The following is a 23,894-nucleotide window of genomic DNA, read 5'->3' as shown; positions in this document are numbered from 1 at the left end:
CTTCAGCCGATTCGATCTGACTTTCAGAGATCCTGGCCGATCTTGAAAGTTGGAATCGTTGAGTTTCTTCAACATGAAGGCATTGCTTTCGAAGGCGTATCTATTTACAACATGGGCTTGATCTCTTATAATCAAAAGCAGACAAATCGCAGGAGCCTGTCACGACAGGCTCCTTTTTGTCAATTTGGTTTAATCCCGACGGTATGCTAGTGCAGTTTCGGGTCGATTGCCGTAGAATGACCGCCATTACGAACTTCGTCGAAGATGGAGCTTGCGGGATTTTGAGGCAGACGAACTCCGAGGAGACGCTCCAAGTCTCCTAACGTGACCGGTCTCGCTTGGGGCGTGAGTTCGTAGCCGACTTGTCCATTCGGTCCGATCGTGGCGCTCTTCACGTCCTCGAACCGAGTGATGCCTTGTTGTCTGAGCAATGCCTCTAATTGATCAACGGTCATCCGAATTGATCTTAATTTGTCAGGTTGAACTTGACCATCCTGTATGACCAATACGGCTCTGCCCGTAAGCAACCCTTCGATCCAATTAAATTTGTATTCAAGTACTTCTACAATAATCAGCGCTGCGATGAAGACAGCTGCCGACCCGATGGCCTTATACATGTGCTGGTCGGCGATCGGCTGTACGATCGTCGTTCCGATGGAAATCATAATGACGGTCGTGGCAACGGTCATTTGCGAGATGGACTTTCGCCCGGCGATTCGCAGCAACACAATCCCGACGAGGACGAGTACGAACGATTTCCATATCCAGTCCATGTTTACGGCACGCTCCTTTTTGCAACTTAGTATGACACGCGATAATGGGGGATATACGATAAATGGAATCAGGAGGGGCCATGGAAACGGTACAGAAACGAATTCAATGTTATTTAAGCTGTTCCTGGTATTTTGACCAAGCATACGAAGAATTAGCGAAAATGCTCGAGAAATCCAATGAATTTACGTTTGATTTCCACACGGTTCAAGCCCATATCGCCCGGTCTCCGAGCTATCAGGGACGACTCCGTTACGAACGAATCAAAGACAAGATGGAGACATGCGACGCGCTTCTTCTGCTCGGAGGCGTCTATACGCATTATCACGACTGGATTAGCAAAGAAATCATGGCTTGTAAGTCGGAGGGAGACAAGCCGTTGATCGTCGTGCTTAAGGATCATAACCTGCATATCTCGCCCGTTGTGAAACGCTATGCGGACCGGTGCGTTCCATGGAACGCCGAAGAACTGTTTAAAGCATTTCACGATCTAATTTGAAGAAATTGTTTCGATAAATAACGCTTGCTTCCGGCTTCTAGGGATGCAGGCGTTTTTTGTGTTCATATACGACTCGTTATAAGTGATGTTTATCTTATCATGTTAACAATAACGGTTTTTTATATATAAGAAAAACTTATTAACATAAAAATAGCGAGATGTAAAACGCTCTCATCGCAATCATCCGGGAGGAAACTGGAGGGATTTGGCGATAGAGGGCGGTGACTCCCTTTGATGTCAAGTCAACCTTAAAAAGGCTGAATTATCTTGCAATTCTGGAAATGACCCCGAGTGCTAATTGATGGTAGCCTTGTAAGTGTTCTAAAAAAATTTTAATGAAAGGTCGTGAGAATGCGTGAGAGGAAAGTGGTTGGTTCTAATGGTCCTTCCCTTGCTGCTGCTTGGCGCGTGCGGTTCGAAAACGAACGACGAGCCGGCTTCGGCCACGGCGGGAAATGCGGGATCGAGCAACGGGGGGAAGGCTTCTGAGAGCATCCTAGAGAAGCTGAAATCGCAAGGATATGCGACTGTCGGGTTTGCGAACGAGAATCCGTACGCTTACAAAACCGCGGACGGCGAGCTTACGGGAGAGGCGGTCGAAATCGCCAGAACCGTGCTGAAGCGACTCGGCATTAACGAAATTCGCGGCGAGCTGACGGAGTTTTCTTCGCTAATCGCCGGACTGCAGGCGGATCGGTTCGATCTCGTTACAGCGGGCATGTTCATTAACCCCGAGCGCTGTCAAGCGGTGGCCTTCGCGAATCCCGAATACAGCATCGGAGAAGGCTTGGCCGTTCAAGCCGGCAATCCGCTCAAGCTAACGAGCTACAAGGCGGTGGCGAGTAACGCGAAAGCGAAAGTGGCCGTCATGGCCGGTGCTATTGAAATCGGATACTTGAAAGCTTCCGGCGTCACCGAGAAACAAATGGTGATCGTGCCGGACCAGGACGCGGCACTTAGCGCGCTGCAATCCGGCAGAGCCGATGCCATCACAATGACGGGACCGGCGCTCCAATCCAGGCTGGATGCCGCCGCAGATGCCAAGTTGGAGCGAGTCATGGATTTCGAACAGCCGGTCGTAGACGGGAAGAGCGTTCGCGGTTACGGAGCGACGGCTTTCCGCACCGCGGATACGTCTTTCAGGGACGCCTACAATGCCGAGCTTGAAAAGATGAAAGACTCAGGGGAACTATTGACAATCTTGAAGCAATTCGGCTTTACGGAGCAGGAACTGCCGGGAGATGCCAAAACGGCAGAGCTGTGCGCCGGGTAAGATGACCATGCACGGACTAGATTGGTTACCACTAATTGCAAGCGGTATTAACATTACCGTAAAGGTCGCGCTGTTATCGGCCGCGCTAGCGCTCATGCTTTCCGGTCTTGCCGGGCTCGGCAGCCTGTCGCGATTCGCTGCCATTCGGGTCCTATGCCGCTCCTATATCCAAGTATTCCGATCTGTTTCCTTGCTTATTTTATTGTTTTGGTTATACTTTGCGCTGCCCTTTGCGGGAGTCGGTCTATCCAAACTCCTCTCGGCGGTGCTTGCGATCGGGTTGAATATTGGCGCATATGGCGCTGAAATCGTAAGAAGCGCGGTAGAAGCCATTCCAAAAGGACAACTGGAGGCATCGACCGCCCTGAACTTGACGCCATGGCAGCGGTTGCGGCTAATCGTGCTGCCCCAAGCGTTTGTGCGGATGATGCCGCCGATGGGCAATTTGATGATCGAGCTGCTGAAGTCGACGTCTTTGATTTATTTCATCACGCTGGCGGACTTGACGTACCAGGCGATGGTATTGCGCAATAATTATTATTCGTGGACACCGGCTATCTTCGGTTTGCTTCTGCTGACTTATTTCCTGTTATCCGCTTGCATTATCGTCACGGTACGGGTCCTCGAACGCAAGTTTTCGGAATGGAGGTGAGCGGTCGTGTGGGATTGGTCGTACGCGCTTGAAGTGCTGCCCGAATTGCTTCGCGCTTTTCTGGTTACGATCACCGCGACGCTGACCGGATTCGCGGCGGCCGCCTGCATCGGCATGGGTTTTGCGATTCTTGGCCGATTCCGCTTAGCGCCGGTGCGCCTCGCAAATCGCGGGATCGTCGAGTTTATCCGAAGTACGCCGCTGCTGGTTCAGCTGTTCTTTCTGTACTACAGCTTGCCGATGCTGACTCCGGTGTCTCTGTCGGCGTTCGCGACGGGCGTAATCGGTCTTGGGCTGCACTATGGCGCCTATTTGTCCGAAGTCTACCGTTCCGGCATCGATGCCGTGCCCCGCGGACAATGGGAAGCGGCGAAGGCGCTGAACCTCTCGCGAACGCGAACGTGGGTATCGGTTGTGCTGCCCCAGGCCGTGCCGCCTATTATTCCGGTCATGGGCAATTATTTGATCGTCATTTTGAAGGAAACGCCCACGCTTTCGGCGATTACGCTTGTGGAAGTGCTGCTCACCGCCAAAAATACCGCCTCGGTCACGTACCGGGTATTCGAGCCATACACGATTGCGGGCGTTCTGTTCTTAGCGCTCAGCCTGGCGATGGCTTTTGGCATCGCCCAAATCGAGAAGCGACTAAAACGACGGTTCACCGCTTAGGGGGTTACACATGAACGGATTATACACTCCGGAGGCAGCGGAGGAAGTATTCGGCGTGCAGGCTTATACAGCGGACTCGGCTTCAGCGCTCGTGCGCTTCGAACATGTCACGAAACGCTACGGCGAACTGGAAGTCATCAAGGGCATCGACTTGACGATGCGGCCAGGCGAAAAGCTCGCGCTCATCGGACCAAGCGGTTCGGGCAAAACAACGCTCGGTCGCATGCTGATGACGCTGGAGGAACCGACGAGCGGTCGGATTTGGATTGATGGCGAATCCCTCTGGGACATGAAGGACAAATCGGGCCGTGTCGTGCGGGCGAACGCTAAGCACTTACGTCGGATGCGCGGGAGCATCGGCATGGTTTTTCAGCACTTCAATTTATTTCCTCATTTGACGGTGCTTGATAACGTCGTGCTTGCCCCGCGTGCGGTGCTCGGCATGTCGAAACAGGATTCGCATGAACGCGCCATCGCGATGCTTCGCAAGGTTGGTCTTGCCGACAAGCTGGACGTCTATCCGTCGCGGCTGTCGGGCGGGCAAAAACAGCGCGTCGCGATCGCCAGGGCGCTCGTGATGCAGCCGAAGATCATGGTATTCGACGAGGTCACCTCGGCGCTTGACCCCGAACTGGTCGGGGAGGTGCTTGGCGTCATTAAGGAAATCGCGGCTGACGGAGATATGGCCATGATGCTGATTACGCATGAGATGGATTTTGCGCGGGACGTGGCGGATCGAGTCGTCTTCGGCGATGGCGGCCGCATCGTCGAGGAAGGACCTCCGTCGGCGATTTTCGAACATCCGAAGAGCGAACGGCTTCAGGCGTTTCTCCAACGTTTTGGCACGAGCACACGATAACCCAACGAAGGGAACGGCGGATATTGACGACTATAAACAGTTCGAAATTGACCTTCCGCAGGCCGCATGTCACGGACGGCGCAGCCATATGGCAGCTTGCGGCCGAGACAAAGAAGCTGGACGCGAATTCCGTCTATGCGTACCTGATGATGTGCGATATGTTTGCGGACACTTGCGCGGTCGCGAGTCTGCTTGACCGCCTTGCCGGATTCGTGACCGCATTTCGCAAGCCGTCGCAGCCCGACACGCTGTTCGTCTGGCAAATCGGCGTGCATCCGGACTTCCAAGGCGCAGGAGTCGGCATGCGGTTGCTTCGTCATCTCCTGGAGCGGGAGGAATTGTCCGGCATCCGGTACGTCGAAGCGACAATCGGTCCCGGCAATCAGCCTTCGCGACAGCTGTTCCTTCGCCTTGCCGAAGGATACGGTACCCAATGCCGCATGGCGGAGCATTACCGCAAGACCTTATTTCCCAGCGAAACGGTTCATGATGCGGAGCTGCTATTTCGCATCGGGCCCCTGCAGGCTGCCCGGTCTGCAACCGCAAATCTACCGACAGGGAGGTCGTAACGTGAAACCTAACGAGAACAAGCCCGGCGCGATGGACATATTCGAACGGCTTGAATCTGAGGTACGCAGCTATTGCCGCAGCTTTCAGACCGTTTTTACCAAAGCCAGCAACGCGCGTGTCTGGGACAAAGCCGGAAAGGAATACATTGATTTCTTCGCAGGCGCTGGTGCACTAAATTATGGACACAACAATCCCCGCATCCGCGCCAAGCTGATCGAGTACTTGCTGGCGGACGGCGTAACGCACAGCCTGGACATGGCTACAGAGGCGAAGGAGACGTTTCTCACCCGCTTCAAGTCGTTCATACTCGAACCTCGCAAGCTGGATTATAAGGTCATGTTCCCGGGGCCGACGGGCACCAATTCGGTGGAGAGCGCCTTGAAGATCGCGCGCAAAGCCACGGGCCGGACGAATGTGATTTGCTTCACCAACGCCTTTCATGGCATGTCGCTCGGATCGCTTGCGGCAACGGGCAACGCCTTTAAACGCAAAGGTGCCGGCGTTACGCTCAGCGGAACGACGTTTATGCCGTACGATCAATACTTCGGTACGCTTATCGATACGACGCTTATGTTGGAAAAGCTGCTGGACGATCCGGGAAGCGGAATCGATCAGCCAGCAGCCGTCATGCTCGAGACGCTTCAAGGCGAGGGAGGGCTAAACGAAGCGAGGATCGATTGGCTTCGCCGGGTAGAGCGCATTTGCCGCGACCGCGGCATTTTGTTCATCGTCGATGACGTGCAAATGGGCTGCGGAAGAACAGGGACTTTCTTCAGTTTCGAAGAAGCCGGCCTATCTCCGGATATCGTTTGTTTGTCGAAGTCTATCGGCGGCTATGGCTTACCGATGGCATTGACGCTTATTAAGCCGGAATACGATGTTTGGCACCCAGGCGAACATAATGGAACATTTCGCGGCAATAATCTGGGTTTTGTAGCGGCAAGTGAAGCGCTTGACTATTGGCGGACGCCGGAGCTGGAACTTGCGATCGCGGCAAGTTCACGGGTGATACTCGAATTTTTACACCGCATGGCGGCAAAGTATCCGAAGGCGATCACGGAAGTCCGGGGAAAGGGACTGATTCAGGGACTTGTTTTTCGAGAACCGTCCTATGCCGCGCGGCTAAGCAAAACCGCCTTTAAGCACGGCGTCATTCTCGAGACCTCCGGACCGAAGGACGAAGTCGCAAAGTTAATGCCGCCCCTCACCATTGAAGAGCATGTCCTTAAGCAAGGACTGGAGCGAATCGAGACGGCGCTGCACGAAGTGCTCGACTCAGTCCAGCTTGCCGGCGCGGCGCAAGCCAGAGCTTAATTAACCCCGTTAACCGAAGGAGCGATGGAACTTATGATCGTCAAACATTTAAACGACGTGATTCAAACGAAGGACGATGTCGATACGAAAACATGGAATGCGCGGCGTCTGCTGCTTAAGAAGGACGGAATGGGGTTCTCGCTGCACGACACGCTGATTAAAGCCGGGACCGAAACCTTGATCTGGTACCGGCATCATGTCGAAGCGGTCTACTGTATCGAAGGGGAAGGCGAAATCGAAGTAATTGGGGGACGCACGTATCCGATTCGGCCGGGAACGCTCTACGCCCTGAACGGTCATGAGAAGCATTTGCTGCGCGCCCAAAGCCAGTTGCGAATGGTGTGCGTGTTCAATCCGCCGCTTACCGGCTCCGAAGTCCATGATGACGAAGGCGTATATCCGCTCACAGCGGAAAATTAACCGAGGAGCGTGCTGCCATGAAAGCCGAACAAGCAAACCGTCGCTTCGCGGCCGATCGTTACCCTTCTCGGGAACGCGGTGAACCGGTGCTCTTGGATCGGACGGATCCCGTGCTATATGGTGATTGGTCGCCGGTGAGTCCGATATCTCAAGCGCAAGCTAACGAGTACGAGAAAAATGGCTATTTGTTTTTCGAACAATTTTTTTCGCCAGACGAAGTAGCTGCCTGGAAGTCCGAGTTGCTAAGACTTCAACGCTATTACCGCGAACGCGAAGCCGAGCCTGTTATTCGGGAGCCTGGCAGCGACGAGGTGCGTTCCGTCTTTGCCGTGCATGACGACAATCCCGTTTTTAAGGGACTCGCCGAACATAAGCGACTGACAAGCGTTGCTCGATTTTTGCTGGGATCGGAAACGTATATCCATCAATCCCGCATTAATTTCAAGCCGGGCTTCTCCGGGAAGGAATTTTACTGGCATTCCGATTTCGAAACGTGGCACGTGGAGGACGGAATGCCGGCGATGCGGGCACTGAGCGTCTCGATTGCGCTCGAAGATAACAACCCGTATAACGGACCGCTCATGGTGATGCCGGGCTCGCACAAGAAATTCGTCGCCTGCGTTGGCCGTACGCCCGAAGATCATTTTAAGCAATCGCTCCGCAAGCAAGAGTATGGCGTACCGGACAAGGATAGCTTGACATGGCTCGCACGAGAAGGCGGAATCGACATGCCGGTCGGAAAGGCGGGATCGCTGCTCGTGTTCGACTGCAACCTCATGCACGGGTCAAGCAGCAATATCTCGCCCTATCCGCGCAGTAACGTATTCATCGTCTACAACAGCGTCGAGAATCGGCTTGTGACGCCGTTTTCCGGTCAGAAGCCGAGACCACGATATATCGCTTCGCGCGACGGCCAATGAAGCTTGCCATTATCGCGATGTCGATCCTCGGCATCAACATCGCATATGTTTCGATTTTCACTATGCGCCTTATCCTGGTCATTAAGGGCAGGAGGGGCGCAGCCTCTTTATTTGCGATGATCGAAGTGTTCATCTACCTCGCCGGGCTGCAGCTCGTGCTCAAAAATTTATCGAGCCCGATCCATATGGCTGCCTACTGCATCGGTTTCGGCCTCGGCGTGTATCTAGGCAGCCGCATTGAAGAGCGGCTGGCACTCGGTTATTCGGTCGTGCAGGTCATCGCCGATACGGTTCATACGTCGCTTCCTGACAAACTGCGGCAGCATGGTTATGGCGTTACGGTATGGACGGGTGAGGGCAGACATGGCAAACGGCTCGTTATGCAGGTGCTCGTCAAGCGCAGCAACGAGAAAAAGCTCTTGAAACGGATCGAAGGGGAAGCGCCGAAGGCATTCGTCATCTCGCACGAGCCGAGGTATTTTCGCGGAGGGTTCTGGGCGAAATTGCTGGAATAACGGTCACCTCAGTAGATCTAGATCCGAGAACAAACAAATGGGCGGGGACATAGTGTCCCCGCCGTTTATGGTTTCTGCTCGAAATTCTCGCGCTATTCGTCTTCTTTTGGAATAAACGAGAAAATGTCGCCGGTTTCAAACGAATCGATCAGCCGAAGCAGCCACTTGTAATAGTTCAATGCAGCCTTGATTTTATCCTCATCAATCGCCGTTACGTTGCTCAATGCCTTATTATCCGGGTCGGATTCACGAAGCAGCCGGATTTCCCTTAATGACTTCTCAAGCGAGGCCATATTGCTTTCGACGGCCTTGCGCCACTTGATGGAAAAGAAATCCACGAAGTTCTTGTGCCAGTCCGGAACGACCTCGTAGAAGTCTTTCCGCGAGCCTTTGCCCCATACTTTATCGATCATCTTCAGATCCATCAAGGTCCGCATCCCGGTGCTCATGGACGTCTTGCTCATGCCCATCGTTTCGCTCATTTGATCTAGCGTGATGGGGTCGTTTTGAAAGTACATATAGCCATATAAATGTCCGATCGACAATGTAATCCCATATAAGTCCATATTTTTGCCGATCGAATCGATCACACGCTGTCTGGATGCATCCAGCGACCGTATTTGCTCAGGCGTTAAACCGTTCACTTCTTCGTTCATGATTGCCTCCTAGGTCACCTAATCCGGCGTCATTGTAATTGTAATCACCTGCGAAAACATTGTAAAGCTTGCTTTCACAGGAGGAATACTGAGCATAAGGGCGGATAGGGGAGCATTACATGTGTAAAGTTTATACTGTACGTAAATTATAAACGGTTTTTATTGTTGACTAAACAAGCAATCCTCCCTAAACTGGAACCAGTCGCCAGATATAGAAACAAGGAGGGGAACATGTATGTCCATCATTGAAGCCAGATCATTGACGAAAGTATTCGGCAGCGACCCGGACAAAGCGCTCCAGCTGCTCCAACAAGGATGGACGAAGGAACGGATTCTGAAGGATACGAAGCAGACGGTCGGTGTAAACCGGGCGAGCTTCTCGATTGAAGCCGGTCAAATCTTCGTCATCATGGGGTTGTCGGGAAGCGGAAAGTCGACGCTGCTTCGACTGCTGAACCGGCTGATCGAGCCGACGGACGGCCAAATCCTGTTCCAGGGGAAAGACATCGTCGGCATGAGTCCGAATGAGCTCCGAGAGTTCCGCCGCAAGCGCATGGGGATGGTCTTTCAGAAATTCGCCCTGTTTCCGCATCGAACCGTACTGCAAAACGTGGAATACGGCTTAGAAATTCAAGGGATCGCCAAATCAACCCGAAAGCAAATGGCTCGTCAGTCGCTCGAGCTCGTGGGCCTCGGCGGCTGGGAGGACAGTTACCCCGATGCGCTTAGCGGCGGCATGCAGCAGCGCGTCGGATTGGCGAGGGGACTTGCGAACGATCCCGATATTCTGCTGATGGACGAAGCGTTCAGCGCGCTTGATCCTTTGATCCGCAAGGATATGCAAGATGAGCTGCTTCAACTGCAATCGAGCATGCACAAAACGATCGTGTTCATCACGCACGATCTTGATGAAGCGCTGCGCATCGGCGATCGGATCGCCTTGATGAAGGACGGTTCGATCGTACAAATCGGTACGCCGGAAGAAATCCTGATGAAGCCGGCCGATCCGTACGTTGAGAAATTTATTGAGGATGTCGACTTGTCCAAGGTGCTGACGGCAGCGCATGTGATGCGTCGTCCGGAGACGATCATGCTCGAGCGGGGACCGCGGGTCGCGCTCCAACTGATGCGCGAGCAGGGCGTATCCAGTTTATACGTGACCGATAAGGGCAAGCGGCTGCTTGGCGTCATCACGGCGGAAGGCGCTTCGGCTGCCTTGAAGGAAGGATTGGCACTGGACGATGTTCTCATTCCCGAAACGCCGATTGTCGCGCCGGATACGGTGTTGAACGAATTGTTCGAACCGATGGCCGCGACGCATCTGCCGCTCGCCGTCACGGATGGCGCGAATCGCCTTCTTGGTATCGTGATTCGCGGAGCAGTCTTCGCGGCGCTGGCGGGGAACGCCGTGCCGGAGGCGGGTGGCGTGCGATGAACATGCCGAAACTGCCGATCGGCAATTGGATCGAATCCATTGAAGCTTGGCTCGAAGGCCACTTTACGCCCTTTTTTGATTTAATCCGAATCGTCATCGGTTCAATGGTGGATGTCCTGCAAAGTCTGCTCGTCATGGGACCGCCGATTGTCGTCATTTTGCTGGGGACTGTGCTCGCCTGGCTTGCTGGGAAATGGCGGTTTGCCATATTCGCTTTCATCGGCTTGCTGCTCATTGATAATTTAGGTTACTGGGAACACGCCATGGAAACGCTAGCCATCGTGCTGACAGCCTCGCTGCTTTCCATCGTCATCGGCGTTCCCGTCGGCATTCTTTGCGCGAGAAGCCGCCTCGCTCAGGGCATCGTGACACCGGTGCTTGATTTCATGCAAACGATGCCGGCTTTCGTATACTTGCTGCCGGCCGTCTCGTTCTTCTCGCTCGGCGTCGTTCCGGGTGTCATCGCATCGATTATCTTTGCCGTACCGCCGACGATCCGACTCACGAACCTCGGCATCCGCCAAGTGCCTTACGAGCTGGTTGAAGCGGCGGAAGCTTTTGGTTCGACGCCGAACCAAAAGCTGATCAAACTTCAGCTGCCGATGGCGCTTCCTACGATGATGGCCGGGATCAACCAGACCATCATGCTGTCTTTGTCGATGGTGGTGATCTCCTCCATGATCGGGGCGCAGGGATTGGGCGCCGATGTCTACCGCGCCGTGACGCAGACGAAGACCGGAACCGGGTTTGAAGCGGGAATATCAATTGTCGTACTGGCGATCCTGTTGGATCGTTTGACACAACGCATTATCAAAAAACAAAAAACGCAGAGGTGACGAGCATGAAGAAAAAATGGGGTTTGGCCTTATCTACCGTCGTAATGGCGGCTGCTCTTGCCGGGTGCACGAAATCCGGGGACGACAAAGCGATTAAGCTGGCTTACGTGGCTTGGGATTCCGAGATTGCAAGCACGAACGTCGTAAAATACGTGTTGGAATCCAAGCTGAATTATAAAGTCGAGCTGATGCAGGTGGATGCGGGTCCGATGTGGGCCGGAATCGCGGACGGCAGCGCCGACGCAATGGTGGCAGCTTGGCTTCCGACGACGCATGCCTCTTATCTAGAAAAGTATGGAAAAGACCTCAAAGATCTCGGTCCCAACCTCGAAGGTACAAAGACCGGCCTTGTGGTGCCATCCTATATGAAGGAAAAGTCGATCGAGGATTTGAAGCAGGACGCGACCGGAACTTCCGTCGATCACAAAATCATCGGAATCGAGCCCGGGGCCGGCATTATGACCTCCACCGAGCAAGCACTGAAGGATTATGGACTTGATGGCGACTGGCAGCTTGTCGAAAGCTCGTCCGCGGCCATGGCGCAGGAGCTTCAAAAAGCATACGAGGCGAAGAAGCCGATTATCGTCACGGGCTGGACGCCGCATTGGATGTTCGCAAAGATGGATCTGAAATATTTAGCCGATCCCAAGGGCGTGTACGGAGGGGACGAGGAGATCCATACGATGGCCCGTACAGGTCTGGATGACGATATGCCGGACGCCTACAAGCTGTTGGATCAATTCCATTGGACGCCGGATGATATGGCTGAGGTAATGGTCGCGATTCAAGAGGGAAAATCGCCGGAAGACGCGGCGAAAGCCTGGGTCGACGGTCATGAGCAAGAAGTAAAAGCATGGTTGGACGGCGTTTCTTAACGCGTTTCTCGTCGTAAGCTTAAACACTTCTGTAGCATTGGGAGATGACATGGATCGATAGGAAATCGATTTATCGTCGTCTTCCTTTTCTGCATTCTGCATAAGCGTATCTGTGGGGAGCAAAATGAAGGGAAATAGCAGATGTCCGGTTGTGACAGCGCTTGGAGTTATACTTTGAGTCGATCTACCGTAAGCGGGATTAAGTTTGACCCACCAAATGATTCCGCTTACAATATAGCCGTGATTATTGGAGTTGTCCTGTGTTTATTAACGTAGACGAGGGGGCGCGAGCACATTGATGAGAGAACCGCACCATTTTCGGGAAGCTGCTCAGACGGTCAACACGGCTTCTTTCGATTGTAAGGAGAAAAACCGCCATTATCGAGAGCTTTTAGCGCATATGAGGGCTCAATTCGGAGAAAGGCTGAGGAAAGAAGAAGAATTAAAGAATCTTTATGGATGGATCACTTCTCTTATCGTAAACACGTGAGCGAGCGCCGCATTGCGGCGCTCTTTTTTTCAAGGATCAACCCACTCCCCGATCTGTATAGGAGGACTCCGCAACATTGCTTTCCATAAAGATCCGCTGTGCGGGATAAGCCATCCGTATGCCTTCATCTTCTAGAATGCCCATGATCGCGAGGTTGAGTTCCTGACGGATCGTCAAATAATCCGACCACACCGTCGTTTTGGTGAAATAATAGAAGAAGATGCCCAGACCGCCTTCTTGAAATTCGTTAAATCGCACCATAATCGTTCCGGGGTCTACATGTTCATTTTCCCGGAGCATTCGTTCCATTTGTCCGATGGCCGTTGCGAGCCGTACCCGATCGGTTTCCAGCGCCACTTTAAGCGTAAACGTCACGCGGCGCTTGCCCATCTTGCTCCAGTTGGTGATGGGATGGTTAGCCAGCGTCGAATTCGGTACCGTTACGAGGGAATCGGCGAACGTTCGAATTCGTGTGCTTCGAAACGTAATGTCTTCGACGACGCCTTCCGCGCTGGGCGTTAAAATCCAATCGCCTTTGGCGAACGGCCTTTCCGCAATGATGACGATGCCGCCGAATACGTTGCTTAACGTTTCTTTCGCGGCGAGCGCGATGGCTAAGCTTCCGAGCCCCATCCCGGCAACGACGCCATTTATGCTGAACCCCCATTCGGAGCCGACGATCGTGACGACAAGCAGGATAATGACAAATCGAATCGTCTTGGAAAGAAACGGAATGAGCATGCTGGCATGATCCAGTCCAAATCGCTTGCCAAGCTGTTCGAGCAGCATGGATGAGGTGGCAGAGACGTTGTAAATGCCGAATCCGATCAGCACAATAAGACTGCTACGAAAGAGAAGATTCAGTTCGATCGCATTTTCGATCTGAAGAGGAAGCGCGATGCGAAGTGCCGTATACAGACCGATAAGCACAAAACCGTAGCCGATCGGTTTCTCAAATGCCTTTGCCCAAGCGGAAAATCCTTGCGAACGTGAAAAGCGGCGCCGGAAGATAGCTACTGCGTACGTGGTAAAGAATTTCCGGCAAATGATAAAGAGAATCGCAACTACGATCGCGATCATGACGTCAATCCATTGGAAATCAGTAAAAAGTCGGGACAACCAGTTGAAATCAACCAGGGTAGGCACACCTCCGTGGAAAAAATGAAGGTTCATTGTACCATACTATCGGTGAGCACGGAACCATTTGCAAAATGTGGCGCCTCTAGTATAATTGTGAAAGAATCGAATTGTGTACGTTATTGGAGGAGCCTGCCACAAGCGGGCTCTTTTTGCCGTTTTTCGGCTATATCCGTTTACCGGACGCTTATCTGCGTCTCAGCCCAGGAATCGATGGAAAGGATGATTAATGCTTGAGGATCAAAAACAAAAAAAGGGGGACGCCTCAATGAACGAATTTAACGAAACATTTATTCAATTGCTCATTTTGCTTGCGGTATCCATGTTCGTCATCGCCGTCGCCAAAAAAATCAATCAGCCGTACTCGATTGCGCTTGTGGTGGTTGGCCTGTTGTTAGGCTCAGTGAACATTCCCGTGCTGGAAGAAGCGGAAGCGTATATTACCCAATCGCATGTTTTTCAGGCGGTCATCATTTCGTTGTTTCTCCCTATTCTAATCGGAGACGCGACGCTGAAGCTTCCATTTGGGCACTTGAAAGAGCAGGGCAAGCCCGTACTAGCGCTGGCGTTTGGAGGAACGCTTTTATCCTTCCTGCTGATAGCGGTCGGTGCATACTACCTCCTCGACCTGCCGCTCGTCGTCGCATTTACGTTCGCCTCGCTCATGAGCGCGACCGATCCGATCAGCGTCATCTCGATCTTCAAATCGCTTGGCGTTCCCAAGTCCGTTGTCACGATTATTGAAGGCGAATCGCTCTTTAACGATGGTATCGCCGTAGTCCTCTTTCAGATATCCTCCGTTTACTTGCTTTCTTACATGGAGATGGGCTGGACGGGAGTCGGCAGCGGAATCTTGCTCTTTCTGCAATTCGCCCTAGGGGGTATTGCCGTTGGCGCTGCTCTGGGTTGGTTTTTCTCTCAGCTGCTTCGCTTCTACGATGATTATCCGCTCGAAATCGCGTTTTCCATGCTGTTGTTTTTCGGAAGCTTCTTCATCGCCGAACACGTCCATGTTTCCGGCGTCATCGCGGTGGTGGTGAGCGGCCTGATTTTCGGCAGCTACGGGGCGAGAATCGGCATGTCGGAGACGACGCTTATGAACATCCATTCTTTCTGGGATGTCATCACGCTGCTCGCAAATTCGCTTATTTTCCTAATGATCGGCTTGGAGATTCAGCATATTGATTTCGGAGATAGGTGGTTATTGATCCTTGCGGCTATCTTAATCGTACTTGCGGGACGAACGATTGCCCTATACAGCAGCGTATCCCTGCTGCGGGATTTTCCGAGAAAGTGGAAGTCCGTCTTGAATTGGGGCGGCTTGAAAGGCAGTTTATCCATTGCGCTTGCGCTCAGCCTGCCGGATTCATTTAAGGGCAAGGACGACGTACTCATGTTAACCTTTAGCGTCGTCTTGTTTTCGCTGCTGGTGCAAGGGCTGACCATTAAGCCGCTTGTCCTAAGAGCGGGAGTGGGGGAGCACAACAAAAACGTAAACGAAACGTAAAGACAGGGAGCGATTTCATGGGGTTCATCCTATCGGCACGCAAAGAGACCGAACTGGTCAACAAACAGGACACACGCCTATCCGCTCCAAGAGTAATGATTATCGGCTTTATAGTACTCATCGTGATCGGGATGCTCCTTCTTGCGTTGCCGGCTTCATCCGTGACGGGGAGAAGCATCGGCCTGATCGATGCGCTATTTATCGCGACTTCCGCGGTATGCGTCACAGGTCTGTCCGTCCTTGACGTTCCGGGGACCTTCACAACGTTCGGCGAGCTTGTACTGCTCGTTCTCATTCAAATCGGCGGCTTGGGGTTTATGGTGTTCGGCGTCTTGTTCGCCGTGCTAATCGGCAAGAAGATCGGTCTTCGCGAGCGGCTGCTTATCCAACAATCCGTCAATTCGTATTCGACGCAAGGCGTCATCCGACTGGCGCTAAACATTTTTATCATCGCGCTAATTATCGAAACGTTCGCCGCCTGCTTGTTGACCATGCGCTGGATGCATGATTACGGCTTTGCGCGAGCGAGCTATTATGGTGCCTTTCATGCCATATCGGCGTTTAATAATGCAGGCTTTGCGCTGTGGCCGGACAATTTGACGCGTTATGTGGGCGACCCGACGGTGAATCTCGTCATCTCCGCACTCTTTATATTCGGCGGTTTGGGCTTTACGGTTATTCTGGACATCATAAAAAAACGCCGCTGGAAGGATCTATCCCTACATAGCAAAATCGTCATCGTGACCAATCTCGGATTGATTGCGGCGGGAACGCTCGTCATTCTCGCGGTCGAGCTCTTTAATCCCGCCACGTTTGGCGGCCTTACATGGCCTCAACGCTTGTGGGCTGGTTATTTCCAGGGCGTCGTGACGCGTACGGCCGGCTTCAATACCATCGATATCGGCGCCATGCTGCCGCCTTCGCAATTTTTCATGATCTTCCTGATGTTTATCGGCGGTTCCTCGGGTTCGACGGCCGGCGGGATCAAGACGAATACGTTTGCCGTCCTGCTCATGACGGTGCTTGCGATTGTAAGGGGGAAAGCTGATATTCAAGCCTATAAACGAAGGCTAGCTGTCGATCTTATTCTTCGTTCACTCGCCGTCATAATCATCTCGCTAGGCGTGGTCATGGTAAGCACGTTCTTGCTCACCATGACCGAGTATCGATCGCATGCCGAATTTTTAACGCTTCTGTTCGAGGCAACCTCCGCATTCGGGACTGTCGGAATGACGATGGACTTTACGGGCCAGCTCTCCGTTGCCGGCAAAGCGGTAATTATCGTCACGATGTTCATCGGGCGACTCGGACCGCTCACGCTCGCCTTTGCGATGACACGAGGATCCCGCAAGCAGCCGTATCGTTATCCCGAAGAAAAGATCTTAATCGGATAAACGCGTAGCTGATTGCCGCTGCATATTCGACAAAGCCAAAGTCATACCGGCATGGCTGTAACGCATAAGATAGGCTTACGAACTATTTATTCGCGGACTGTTCGTACGGGGAGTGAGTCGAGATGCGAAGCCGGGTGATGGGACGTTTCGCGCGTCTTGAAGCAGAGTCATTTTTGCTGTTGCTTGTTGCGGCAGGTATCGGAATCGGTGGAGGGTTTGGCGCAGTCGGATTCCGGAAGGTGGTCGAACTTGCGGGCTATCTTTTTTACGGAAGATCGGCAGATGAAATCTCGCAATACGTATACGGAATCCGTACCTTGATCATGCCCGCTTTAGGGGGGTTACTCACGGGATTGTTGATTTACTTGTTTGCCCGGGAAGCGAAAGGACACGGCGTCCCGGAGGTCATGGTGGCCGTGACCGACAAGGGCGGCGTGATCCGAAAGCGCATTGTCTTAGTTAAAGCACTAGCCTCCGCTTTAACAATTGGCTCCGGTGGATCCGTGGGGAGAGAAGGCCCGATCGTGCACATCGGATCGGCATGGGGATCCGCATTCGGTCAATGGTTAGGCATTTCGAAAAGGCGACTGCCGCTGCTTGTCGCGTGCGGAGCGGCGGCCGGTATCTCAGGGACATTCAACGCGCCGATCGGAGGCGCGTTGTTCGCCTTTGAAATCATTCTGGGAAGCTTCGCGCTGACCTATATTGGTCCTATCGTTGTCTCATCCGTCGTTTCAGCCGCGATTGGCCGCGTCTTTCTAGGCAACCTGCCAACATTTCCGGTTCCGCACGATGAGATGCAGGGCAGCATGGGGATGATCGCGCTGTTCGCGCTGCTTGGTCTTGCTGGCGGGCTGCTCTCACTTGTTTACATTCGCTCGCTGCTTCTTTTTGAACGGCGGTGGGAAGCGGTTCGTACGCTTCCAGAGTGGACGAAACCTGCGATCGGAGGTTTAGCGGTCGGTGTCATCGGTTTCTTCTACCCGCAACTGCTCGGCGTCGGTTATCCTGCAGTTGAGTTAACGCTCACCGGGCACGCGACCTTGCACCTTGTAGTTGTATTACTGGCGTTAAAGCTGTTCGCAACTACGACGACCATCGCGTCAGGCGGATCAGGCGGTGTCTTCGCGCCTGGGCTGTTTATGGGGGCGATGATGGGGTCGGCGTTCGGCATACTGGCTAATCTCCTGCTACCCTTGCCCGATGTGAATCCCGGCATTTTTGCCATCGTCGGAATGGCGGCGGTGTTCGCCGGAACGGCACACGCGCCGATTACCGCAATGGTCATGTTGTTCGAGTTAACGGGGGATTATCGGTTGATATTACCGCTCATGCTCGTCGCGATCCTCTCAAGCTCAGTAACGACCAAGTTGTTCCGGGAGAGCATTTACACCGCCAAAGCAGCCAAAAGAGGCATCGACTTGATTCGTAAGCGAGCCGCTGACAAGCTCTCTGCAATTTTGGTGACGGAAGCGATGGATGTCGAGCCCGTCATGATTGCCTCGAATACGACCATCGAGGTGGCCATCGGACTCTTTATGGGGAGAAGGGGACAGATAGCGATTGTTAAGGACGACCAAGGAAATTGGCTGGGCTTTGTGAATAAAATACGAATGTTGGAAGAGGTTTCGCTCGGGAACGGAGACGTGAGGGTACAAACGGTCATGGAATGCGTCATGCCTTGGATAGAGGGAACGGCAACGCTAGGCGAAGCAAGTGTTCGCCTGTGTGCCGAGCAGTCCGATAGCTTAATTGTTAAAAATGAACGGTTGGAGCCGCTCGGCCTCATCTCCGCTTTGGATATCGTGCGAGCCTACCGGCTGCCATGAGCATTCAACGGGACACCTCTTATAAAGGTGTCCTTTTCAATTCGAACGAGTTTCGTTAGTCTAGCGTATTTAGTTCAATTCTAAAGGGCAAACAAGTTTAGTTCTCCCCGTTTTAGGGAAGAAAAGTAGCAGTACTATTAAGGAGTAACGGCGCATGAACCTTCAACGCATGATCCGTACCTTACTGAAGATAGTGAGCGTTATTGGAATCTTACTGCTGACCGGCTGTTGGGATAGAACGGAAGTAAACGATCTGGGTCTAATTACCGGAGTTGCTATTGATAGAGTAAACAGCAACCAAATCGAGTTATCTCTGCAAATTTTTACGCCCCGCCTTTCAATTGGCGGAACAGGTGAAATAGGAAAAGCAGGTATCGGCTCAGACAATGCCATGGTTTATTCATCAAAAGGAACCAATATTGCCGAAGCACTTAGTCATTTACAGGAGAAAATGTCACGGAAGTTGTTCTGGGGCCATACTGAGGTTTTTATTTTCGGAGAATCTGAAGCGAAACATGGTATCTCAGACGATATTGATTTTTTCATTAGGGCACCTCAACCTAGAGAAAGTGCCTATATTTACGTTAGCGAAGGTAAAGCTCAAGAAGCGCTTGAGATGCATGCTATTTTAGAACGCAACACTTCCGAGGCATACAGAGAACTCGCCAAAAAGAAGACGGCTATGAGTGTAACCTTGATTGAGTTAATGCAAATGATTAACAGTGACTCCAATTCTGCAGCACTCCCTTGGATCAAGAAAAATTCGCAGGAAACTATGCAATCGACAACCATTAGTTATAGAGTTGGAACTGCTGTCTTCAAGGGCGATCGCATGGTTACGGTATTGGGTGAGTCATCTACGCGAGGCGTTCTATGGCTTCGCAACGAAATTCAGAATGCCGTATTAACCGTAACCCCTGATGGGGCAGACGGGCCTGTCTCTGTTCGACTTCTGAAAAGCAAAACAACTTTAAAGCCTCACATAGAAGGTAATGATTGGAGTGTAACCGTTCGTATTAATACAAGCTCTTATGCCGTGCAAAACGCATCATCAAAGTATCTAATGAAAAGTGAAGCGATTGATCATCAGGTTGAAGAAGCCTTGAACACCTATATAGAACATCGTGTATTAGACGCTTTAAGACGAGTTCAAATCGGTCTTGATATCGATATATTTGATTTTGCTGGAGAGTTCCGTCGCGCTTTTCCAAAAGAATGGCACCGTAAAAGGTACCAATGGGATGCCATCTATCCAAAAATAAACGTGAAGATTGAGACTTATTCAGAGTTGTTGCGACCGGGATTATCGGATATGAATCCGAAACATCAACGCGTTATGACACAATGAGCTTAATCTCCGCTTCGGAAATTGTGCGAGCCTGCCAGCTCTCCATAATAACTGGATTAAGGTCGCTGGAGTATGCAAGTGTTTTTTCGGATGAAATAAAGGTTGTGAGTCAGGTACCGATGGATCCGCTTTACAATCAAGCGAGCAATATTCTAAAAGAAGAGGCTTCATTGTATTTGCTGCAGAAGCAAACGCTTGAGCAGACCATGGCGAATGTACAGACTCGAAATAAGAAAGAAATTAAATGAGGGATACGTGTCGAGTTATTCGTGAATCCTCACCTCTTCCACAGCAAGATCCTCAAAACACCTACCACAAGAAACGCGAAAAATCTTCTTTTCTAATGCGCTTATAAGCGAATCAATTCTAACTCGTCGCAAAATGAAAGCGTATACATCAGGGGCGGATGCTGCAATTGGCTAATTATGTTGAGTTTTCTTGAGAAGAACGGGGTTTGTTATGACCAGTTGAAATCATGGTGAGTCATGGATAAATGAGGAGGAGCTCCCAAACATGCTAAAAAAGACCTTTGCTGTCGCTTTGTGCGTACTGATCTTGTGCGCCATTGCGCCTGCCGCTTTCGCAACGAACTATTATTATCCTTCATACCCCGGTCCGGCAAAAGCTCAGCCGCCAGCGGGGCGGGAATATTTTCCGACCAACATCTCTAAACTGCCAAGCTCGGAGGGGCTGCCCGATCTTTTTAAATTTCTCGATCCGACCAAAGGTACGAACGGGTATGTAACGACGCCTGCCGAGTGGGAGCAGCGACGTGCGGAGCTCTCGGATTTACTGCAATACTATTATTACGGCAAGAAGATGGATACCGCGAAGGAAGACGTATCGTATAGCGGCAACCTCGGCACGAGTAATGCGTCTTTGACGGTAACCGTTCGCAATCCGGCGAATGCAACTTCCGGCAGCTACAATGTTACCGGTATTTATGTCCCGACCTATAAAGAAGGCGTAGCGGATGCGGACTTGAAGAACGGAGAGACGAACATTGCGCCTCCGTATCCCTTCGTCATCGGCGTCGGCGGTGGTGTGTCCGCCAACATGCGCAATACATTCCTGCGTCATGGTTATGCCGTAATGAACAATCCAACCGGGACGATTTTTAGCGATAACGCGAGTCGAACCGGCGTCTATACAACGCTGTATCCATTCAATAGGGATACCTATGAAGGGGATTCGGCAGCGTTGATGGCGTGGGCATGGGGTATTTCCCGCACCCTCGATGCACTTGAGAACGGCGCGTATAAAGGCTTGATCGATCCGTCACGCTCGGTTGTCACGGGCGTATCCCGTAACGGCAAGGCGGCTGCGCTAGCCGGTGCGTTCGATCAACGCATCAGCATAGTCGTACCGGTGGATCCCGGGCAGGGCGGCATCGCCTCTATGCGCTATACGTCCGAGGGACGTATCTACAATTACAATGTACCGAATAACGCAAATGGAGCACCAAACGCCTCGTACAGCAATTCCAGCATGAATCGCAGTTACTTCCGTAACGAGAAACCGACCAATACGATGTCTCCCGGCGGCGATCATTGGCTCGATACCAAAGCCGAGGAATTCCGCTTCGAGCTGGACAAGCTGCCGTTTGATTCGCATGCGTTAGCGGCAATGGTCGCTCCGCGTCCGCTCCTAACCTTTACGGGGGAGGGCTTTGATTGGCTCAGTTCCCCGTCGAACATATTAGCGACCGTCGCTGCCAAGGAAGTTTATGAGTTCCTCGGTAAAGGCGACAACATCGGAGTCTTCGTCCATGACGGCGCGCATGCCTTCCAGGATCGTGACCACGCTTATATGTTGGCGATGATGGACCGCGAATTCCACGGCGGAAAATACGGAGATCCGCTTAAGGTTGAAGGACCGGATACGCTTGGCGTTACCGTCAATCCGCCGATTCGGCCCGCAGCAACATACAATGGCGTGTGGGACATGTCCGCCTATCCGTTCGAAGTAGATAGCTCATACATGAAATGGTCCCGTCCGAACAAATATACGCTCTACAGCACGAACGAGATGGTGACAGCGGGTTATCCCACAACGATCAAAGCGTATTCCAACGCACCGCAAATAATGCTGAACACCGGCGAAGGGATTTACACCGCCGATGTCGTCGGAGGCGTTGCGACTTTCAACCTCAGCGCGGAGAAGACTGTGCCCGGCCGATACGCGCTTTCTACGATTGGCAAGACAAAGGACACCCAGACGGTCTATCTCCAAAGCTACGACCTGACGGGCATTCTGCGTACGAGTATTACGTGCGACGATACTGGCGATCAGCGCTGGATTTTCGGCTTCACGAGCAAGGTCGACCAACAAGCGATGAAGATTTTCGCCAACGATGTACCTGTGCCGACCAGCGTGAACGAAGCGGAGGAGCCTGGTTGGATCCTATCATATGGGGCTTCCATCAACACCGGTTATACAAGTGCTGACGCCGATAATACGAACAAACATGCCTTTTTCCAGGAAAATGTGCCTGATTTTCCGGTCAGCTATGCAGCCGGCTCGAACAGGGTTGTACGATTGGAGGACGTCAAGCTTGAATCGCTGCCCGGATACGATTTCCAATTCTCGTACGACTTGAACAAGGCGAAGGCGATCTTCTCGCCGTCCTGGCCATCCACCAATATCAAGATTGGTCCGAGTCCGAACTGGCCGCTATATCCGAATAAGAACACCGATGCCGGCGACAGGCCTGAATCGCTGCCTTGGCCGACGACCAAGCTCGGCGAGGTGAGCTTTAATCCGAAGAATGTTGTAATTACGCCGGATACCAAGAGCGTGTCGTTCGGCTTTGCGAATCCGATGGATCCGCAGAACTTCGGGTTCGGCACCAATTTCGCCGAGGATTATACCCTCGACTGGAGCGAGAACGACACGATTGTCACCATCGGTTTCGATAAGCCAGTCACAGCGGACAGCCAACTTATCTTTGCTCGACTCCAGGATGCGTCGGGTAACGTAAACGTACGCCCTTATGTCTTCGATCTTGCACCTAAAGCTGCCACTGGCATTACGGTTACGCCGCCGGCTAAGACGGACTACAAGGTTGGCGAGCACATCGACTTAACCGGTCTTATCGTGACCGCCAGCTTTGAGGACGGCACGTCGAAGCCGGTAAGCGGCTATAAAATCGACGTAGAGGACGGCGCGCTGGTGCAGAAGCAAGGCACCATCACGGCGACGGTCAGCTATGGTGGATTTACCGCGAAGTTCGATCTCAAGACTTCGTTGCCGGACAGCATCGTCTACACGGTCAACGTGCCGGCGAAAGTCATCGTTAATAGTAAAGACAAGGAGACGCCGGTTAAATTCACGCTTGACGCACAAAATTATGCCGGTCTACAAGGCTTTAACGCCACGGTGAAATACGACGCGGATCTTACGTTCGTCAGCGCTGTCGGGAAGTCCGGTATATCGATCGTCGATGCGAAGAATGACGCGGGCAAGAAGGAAATTCACCTCGCCGTCGCCAAGCTCGGCGCTCCGATCTCAGCCGGCGAGAATCTGTTGAACCTGCTAGATCTGAACTTCACGGTTCCCACAGGCTATGTCGGCGACGTAAGCGCTGAATTGACCATCGACTTTGCGAGCAACGGGAAGAACGAAATGGCCGTGACTCCGCTGAATAACAAAGCAACGATTACGGTAGGCTCCTACATGGTGCTGACGTATGACATTAACAACGACAAGGCCGTCGATTGGAATGACTTCTACGCCCTTGCAGGCTACTACGGAGCGTCGAGCGTCGACAGCAACTGGCTCGAAAATGCGTATCGCGGCGATTACAGTGGTGACGGCAAGATTGGCATCGATGATCTGCTGCTCTTCATTCAAGTGCTGAACGACAATAACATCGGCTTTTAAAAGCTAGATCATCAACACTATAAAGGATAGATCGTGCGAGGCG

General features: G+C 52.3%; 22 protein-coding genes. 19 read left to right on the top strand and 3 right to left on the bottom strand.

The window, feature by feature from the left end:
• Window positions 1-206: 206 nt before the first annotated feature.
• Entirely contained in the window at window positions 207-773 is a 567-nt protein-coding gene (locus I8J29_RS16225; RefSeq protein WP_208848590.1) for a DUF421 domain-containing protein, read from the bottom strand.
• Window positions 774-853: 80 nt separating this feature from the next.
• On the opposite strand from I8J29_RS16225, the gene I8J29_RS16220 reads away from it, so the two are divergent.
• The 10 genes from I8J29_RS16220 (at window position 854) to I8J29_RS16175 (ending at window position 8,462) form a co-directional block, all read left to right on the top strand.
• Window positions 854-1,270: a TIR domain-containing protein gene (locus I8J29_RS16220; protein ID WP_208848589.1), complete on the top strand. Its 417-nt coding sequence runs from the start codon at window positions 854-856 to the stop codon at window positions 1,268-1,270.
• Window positions 1,271-1,649: 379 nt separating this feature from the next.
• Window positions 1,650-2,543, top strand: a complete 894-nt coding sequence (gene ehuB, locus I8J29_RS16215) for an ectoine/hydroxyectoine ABC transporter substrate-binding protein EhuB (protein ID WP_208848588.1) — start codon at window positions 1,650-1,652, stop codon at window positions 2,541-2,543.
• Window positions 2,512-3,195: an ectoine/hydroxyectoine ABC transporter permease subunit EhuC gene (gene ehuC / locus I8J29_RS16210; RefSeq protein WP_240546242.1), complete on the top strand. Its 684-nt coding sequence runs from the start codon at window positions 2,512-2,514 to the stop codon at window positions 3,193-3,195. The genes ehuB and ehuC overlap by 32 nt, the downstream gene beginning before the upstream one ends.
• Window positions 3,196-3,201: 6 nt before the next feature.
• Window positions 3,202-3,864, top strand: a complete 663-nt coding sequence (gene ehuD, locus I8J29_RS16205) for an ectoine/hydroxyectoine ABC transporter permease subunit EhuD (protein WP_208848587.1) — start codon at window positions 3,202-3,204, stop codon at window positions 3,862-3,864.
• A 10-nt stretch (window positions 3,865-3,874) separates the two neighbouring features.
• A complete protein-coding gene (gene ehuA, locus I8J29_RS16200) occupies window positions 3,875-4,723 on the top strand; it encodes an ectoine/hydroxyectoine ABC transporter ATP-binding protein EhuA (RefSeq protein WP_208848586.1) in 849 nt (282 codons plus the stop codon).
• Window positions 4,724-4,746: 23 nt separating this feature from the next.
• A complete protein-coding gene (ectA, locus tag I8J29_RS16195; protein ID WP_240546241.1) occupies window positions 4,747-5,292 on the top strand; it encodes a diaminobutyrate acetyltransferase in 546 nt (181 codons plus the stop codon).
• Window positions 5,293-5,323: 31 nt separating this feature from the next.
• Entirely contained in the window at window positions 5,324-6,607 is a 1,284-nt protein-coding gene (ectB, locus tag I8J29_RS16190; RefSeq protein WP_208848659.1) for a diaminobutyrate--2-oxoglutarate transaminase, read from the top strand.
• A 33-nt stretch (window positions 6,608-6,640) separates the two neighbouring features.
• Window positions 6,641-7,027 (top strand): ectoine synthase, encoded by a 387-nt coding sequence (locus I8J29_RS16185; RefSeq protein ID WP_208848585.1) that lies wholly within the window; start codon window positions 6,641-6,643, stop codon window positions 7,025-7,027.
• Window positions 7,028-7,044: 17 nt separating this feature from the next.
• The gene (gene thpD / locus I8J29_RS16180) at window positions 7,045-7,947 is read left to right on the top strand and encodes an ectoine hydroxylase (RefSeq protein WP_208848584.1); all 903 of its coding nucleotides are present in this window, start codon (window positions 7,045-7,047) and stop codon (window positions 7,945-7,947) included.
• Window positions 7,944-8,462 carry a DUF2179 domain-containing protein gene (locus tag I8J29_RS16175; protein ID WP_208848583.1) on the top strand — a complete coding sequence of 173 codons (519 nt, stop codon included), beginning with the start codon at window positions 7,944-7,946 and terminating at the stop codon, window positions 8,460-8,462. The genes thpD and I8J29_RS16175 overlap by 4 nt, the downstream gene beginning before the upstream one ends.
• A 92-nt stretch (window positions 8,463-8,554) precedes the next feature.
• Here the strand turns inward: I8J29_RS16175 and I8J29_RS16170 are convergent, their stop codons facing one another.
• Complete coding sequence (locus I8J29_RS16170) at window positions 8,555-9,118, bottom strand: GbsR/MarR family transcriptional regulator (protein WP_208848582.1); 564 nt, start codon at window positions 9,116-9,118, stop codon at window positions 8,555-8,557.
• Window positions 9,119-9,353: 235 nt separating this feature from the next.
• Between I8J29_RS16170 and I8J29_RS16165 the strand changes: the two genes are divergently transcribed.
• Genes I8J29_RS16165 through I8J29_RS16155 form a run of 3 tightly spaced genes read left to right on the top strand, consistent with a single transcriptional unit; the run spans window position 9,354 to window position 12,264 of the window.
• Window positions 9,354-10,553 (top strand): quaternary amine ABC transporter ATP-binding protein, encoded by a 1,200-nt coding sequence (locus I8J29_RS16165; RefSeq protein ID WP_208848581.1) that lies wholly within the window; start codon window positions 9,354-9,356, stop codon window positions 10,551-10,553.
• Entirely contained in the window at window positions 10,550-11,389 is an 840-nt protein-coding gene (locus tag I8J29_RS16160; protein ID WP_208848580.1) for an ABC transporter permease, read from the top strand. Before I8J29_RS16165 ends, I8J29_RS16160 begins: the two co-directional genes overlap by 4 nt.
• 5 nt (window positions 11,390-11,394) lie before the next feature.
• A complete protein-coding gene (locus I8J29_RS16155; RefSeq protein ID WP_208848579.1) occupies window positions 11,395-12,264 on the top strand; it encodes a glycine betaine ABC transporter substrate-binding protein in 870 nt (289 codons plus the stop codon).
• 526 nt (window positions 12,265-12,790) lie between these two features.
• On the opposite strand, the gene I8J29_RS16150 is transcribed toward I8J29_RS16155, so the two are convergent.
• Window positions 12,791-13,834 carry a mechanosensitive ion channel family protein gene (locus I8J29_RS16150; protein WP_208848578.1) on the bottom strand — a complete coding sequence of 348 codons (1,044 nt, stop codon included), beginning with the start codon at window positions 13,832-13,834 and terminating at the stop codon, window positions 12,791-12,793.
• Window positions 13,835-14,159: 325 nt separating this feature from the next.
• Between I8J29_RS16150 and I8J29_RS16145 the strand changes: the two genes are divergently transcribed.
• From I8J29_RS16145 to I8J29_RS16120, 6 genes are all read left to right on the top strand, one after another.
• Window positions 14,160-15,398 (top strand): cation:proton antiporter, encoded by a 1,239-nt coding sequence (locus I8J29_RS16145; protein WP_208848577.1) that lies wholly within the window; start codon window positions 14,160-14,162, stop codon window positions 15,396-15,398.
• A 17-nt stretch (window positions 15,399-15,415) separates the two neighbouring features.
• Complete coding sequence (locus I8J29_RS16140) at window positions 15,416-16,792, top strand: TrkH family potassium uptake protein (protein ID WP_208848576.1); 1,377 nt, start codon at window positions 15,416-15,418, stop codon at window positions 16,790-16,792.
• Window positions 16,793-16,914: 122 nt separating this feature from the next.
• Window positions 16,915-18,621: a chloride channel protein gene (locus I8J29_RS16135; protein ID WP_208848575.1), complete on the top strand. Its 1,707-nt coding sequence runs from the start codon at window positions 16,915-16,917 to the stop codon at window positions 18,619-18,621.
• Between the two features lie 154 nt (window positions 18,622-18,775).
• On the top strand, window positions 18,776-19,969 hold the full coding sequence (locus tag I8J29_RS16130; protein ID WP_208848574.1) for a Ger(x)C family spore germination protein: 1,194 nt from the start codon (window positions 18,776-18,778) through the stop codon (window positions 19,967-19,969).
• The gene (locus I8J29_RS16125; RefSeq protein WP_208848573.1) at window positions 19,966-20,217 is read left to right on the top strand and encodes a hypothetical protein; all 252 of its coding nucleotides are present in this window, start codon (window positions 19,966-19,968) and stop codon (window positions 20,215-20,217) included. Before I8J29_RS16130 ends, I8J29_RS16125 begins: the two co-directional genes overlap by 4 nt.
• Window positions 20,218-20,482: 265 nt before the next feature.
• The gene (locus I8J29_RS16120; RefSeq protein ID WP_208848572.1) at window positions 20,483-23,851 is read left to right on the top strand and encodes a glucuronyl esterase domain-containing protein; all 3,369 of its coding nucleotides are present in this window, start codon (window positions 20,483-20,485) and stop codon (window positions 23,849-23,851) included.
• Window positions 23,852-23,894 lie beyond the last annotated feature (43 nt).

The sequence above is a fragment of the Paenibacillus artemisiicola genome (assembly GCF_017652985.1).
Classification (GTDB): Bacteria; Bacillota; Bacilli; order Paenibacillales; family Paenibacillaceae; genus Paenibacillus_Z; species Paenibacillus_Z artemisiicola.
Note: the sequence above shows the minus strand (reverse complement) of the source record. Positions and strands in the feature narration are given on the sequence as shown.

Excerpts from the sequence above, each read along its gene's own strand:
- I8J29_RS16165 (WP_208848581.1), top strand. The coding sequence starts at position 9,354 with ATGTCCATCATTGAAGCCAGATCATTGACGAAAGTATTCGGCAGCGAC.
- ehuA (WP_208848586.1), top strand. The coding sequence starts at position 3,875 with ATGAACGGATTATACACTCCGGAGGCAGCGGAGGAAGTATTCGGCGTG.
- ectB (WP_208848659.1), top strand. The coding sequence starts at position 5,324 with ATGGACATATTCGAACGGCTTGAATCTGAGGTACGCAGCTATTGCCGC.
- I8J29_RS16120 (WP_208848572.1), top strand. The coding sequence starts at position 20,483 with ATGCTAAAAAAGACCTTTGCTGTCGCTTTGTGCGTACTGATCTTGTGC.
- I8J29_RS16140 (WP_208848576.1), top strand. The coding sequence starts at position 15,416 with ATGGGGTTCATCCTATCGGCACGCAAAGAGACCGAACTGGTCAACAAA.
- I8J29_RS16175 (WP_208848583.1), top strand. The coding sequence starts at position 7,944 with ATGAAGCTTGCCATTATCGCGATGTCGATCCTCGGCATCAACATCGCA.
- I8J29_RS16155 (WP_208848579.1), top strand. The coding sequence starts at position 11,395 with ATGAAGAAAAAATGGGGTTTGGCCTTATCTACCGTCGTAATGGCGGCT.
- I8J29_RS16220 (WP_208848589.1), top strand. The coding sequence starts at position 854 with ATGGAAACGGTACAGAAACGAATTCAATGTTATTTAAGCTGTTCCTGG.
- I8J29_RS16150 (WP_208848578.1), bottom strand. The coding sequence starts at position 13,834 with ATGATCGCGATCGTAGTTGCGATTCTCTTTATCATTTGCCGGAAATTC.
- I8J29_RS16160 (WP_208848580.1), top strand. The coding sequence starts at position 10,550 with ATGAACATGCCGAAACTGCCGATCGGCAATTGGATCGAATCCATTGAA.
- I8J29_RS16130 (WP_208848574.1), top strand. The coding sequence starts at position 18,776 with ATGAACCTTCAACGCATGATCCGTACCTTACTGAAGATAGTGAGCGTT.
- I8J29_RS16125 (WP_208848573.1), top strand. The coding sequence starts at position 19,966 with ATGAGCTTAATCTCCGCTTCGGAAATTGTGCGAGCCTGCCAGCTCTCC.
- I8J29_RS16225 (WP_208848590.1), bottom strand. The coding sequence starts at position 773 with ATGGACTGGATATGGAAATCGTTCGTACTCGTCCTCGTCGGGATTGTG.
- I8J29_RS16135 (WP_208848575.1), top strand. The coding sequence starts at position 16,915 with ATGCGAAGCCGGGTGATGGGACGTTTCGCGCGTCTTGAAGCAGAGTCA.
- I8J29_RS16170 (WP_208848582.1), bottom strand. The coding sequence starts at position 9,118 with ATGAACGAAGAAGTGAACGGTTTAACGCCTGAGCAAATACGGTCGCTG.
- I8J29_RS16185 (WP_208848585.1), top strand. The coding sequence starts at position 6,641 with ATGATCGTCAAACATTTAAACGACGTGATTCAAACGAAGGACGATGTC.
- ehuB (WP_208848588.1), top strand. The coding sequence starts at position 1,650 with ATGGTCCTTCCCTTGCTGCTGCTTGGCGCGTGCGGTTCGAAAACGAAC.
- I8J29_RS16145 (WP_208848577.1), top strand. The coding sequence starts at position 14,160 with ATGAACGAATTTAACGAAACATTTATTCAATTGCTCATTTTGCTTGCG.
- ehuC (WP_240546242.1), top strand. The coding sequence starts at position 2,512 with ATGCCAAAACGGCAGAGCTGTGCGCCGGGTAAGATGACCATGCACGGA.
- thpD (WP_208848584.1), top strand. The coding sequence starts at position 7,045 with ATGAAAGCCGAACAAGCAAACCGTCGCTTCGCGGCCGATCGTTACCCT.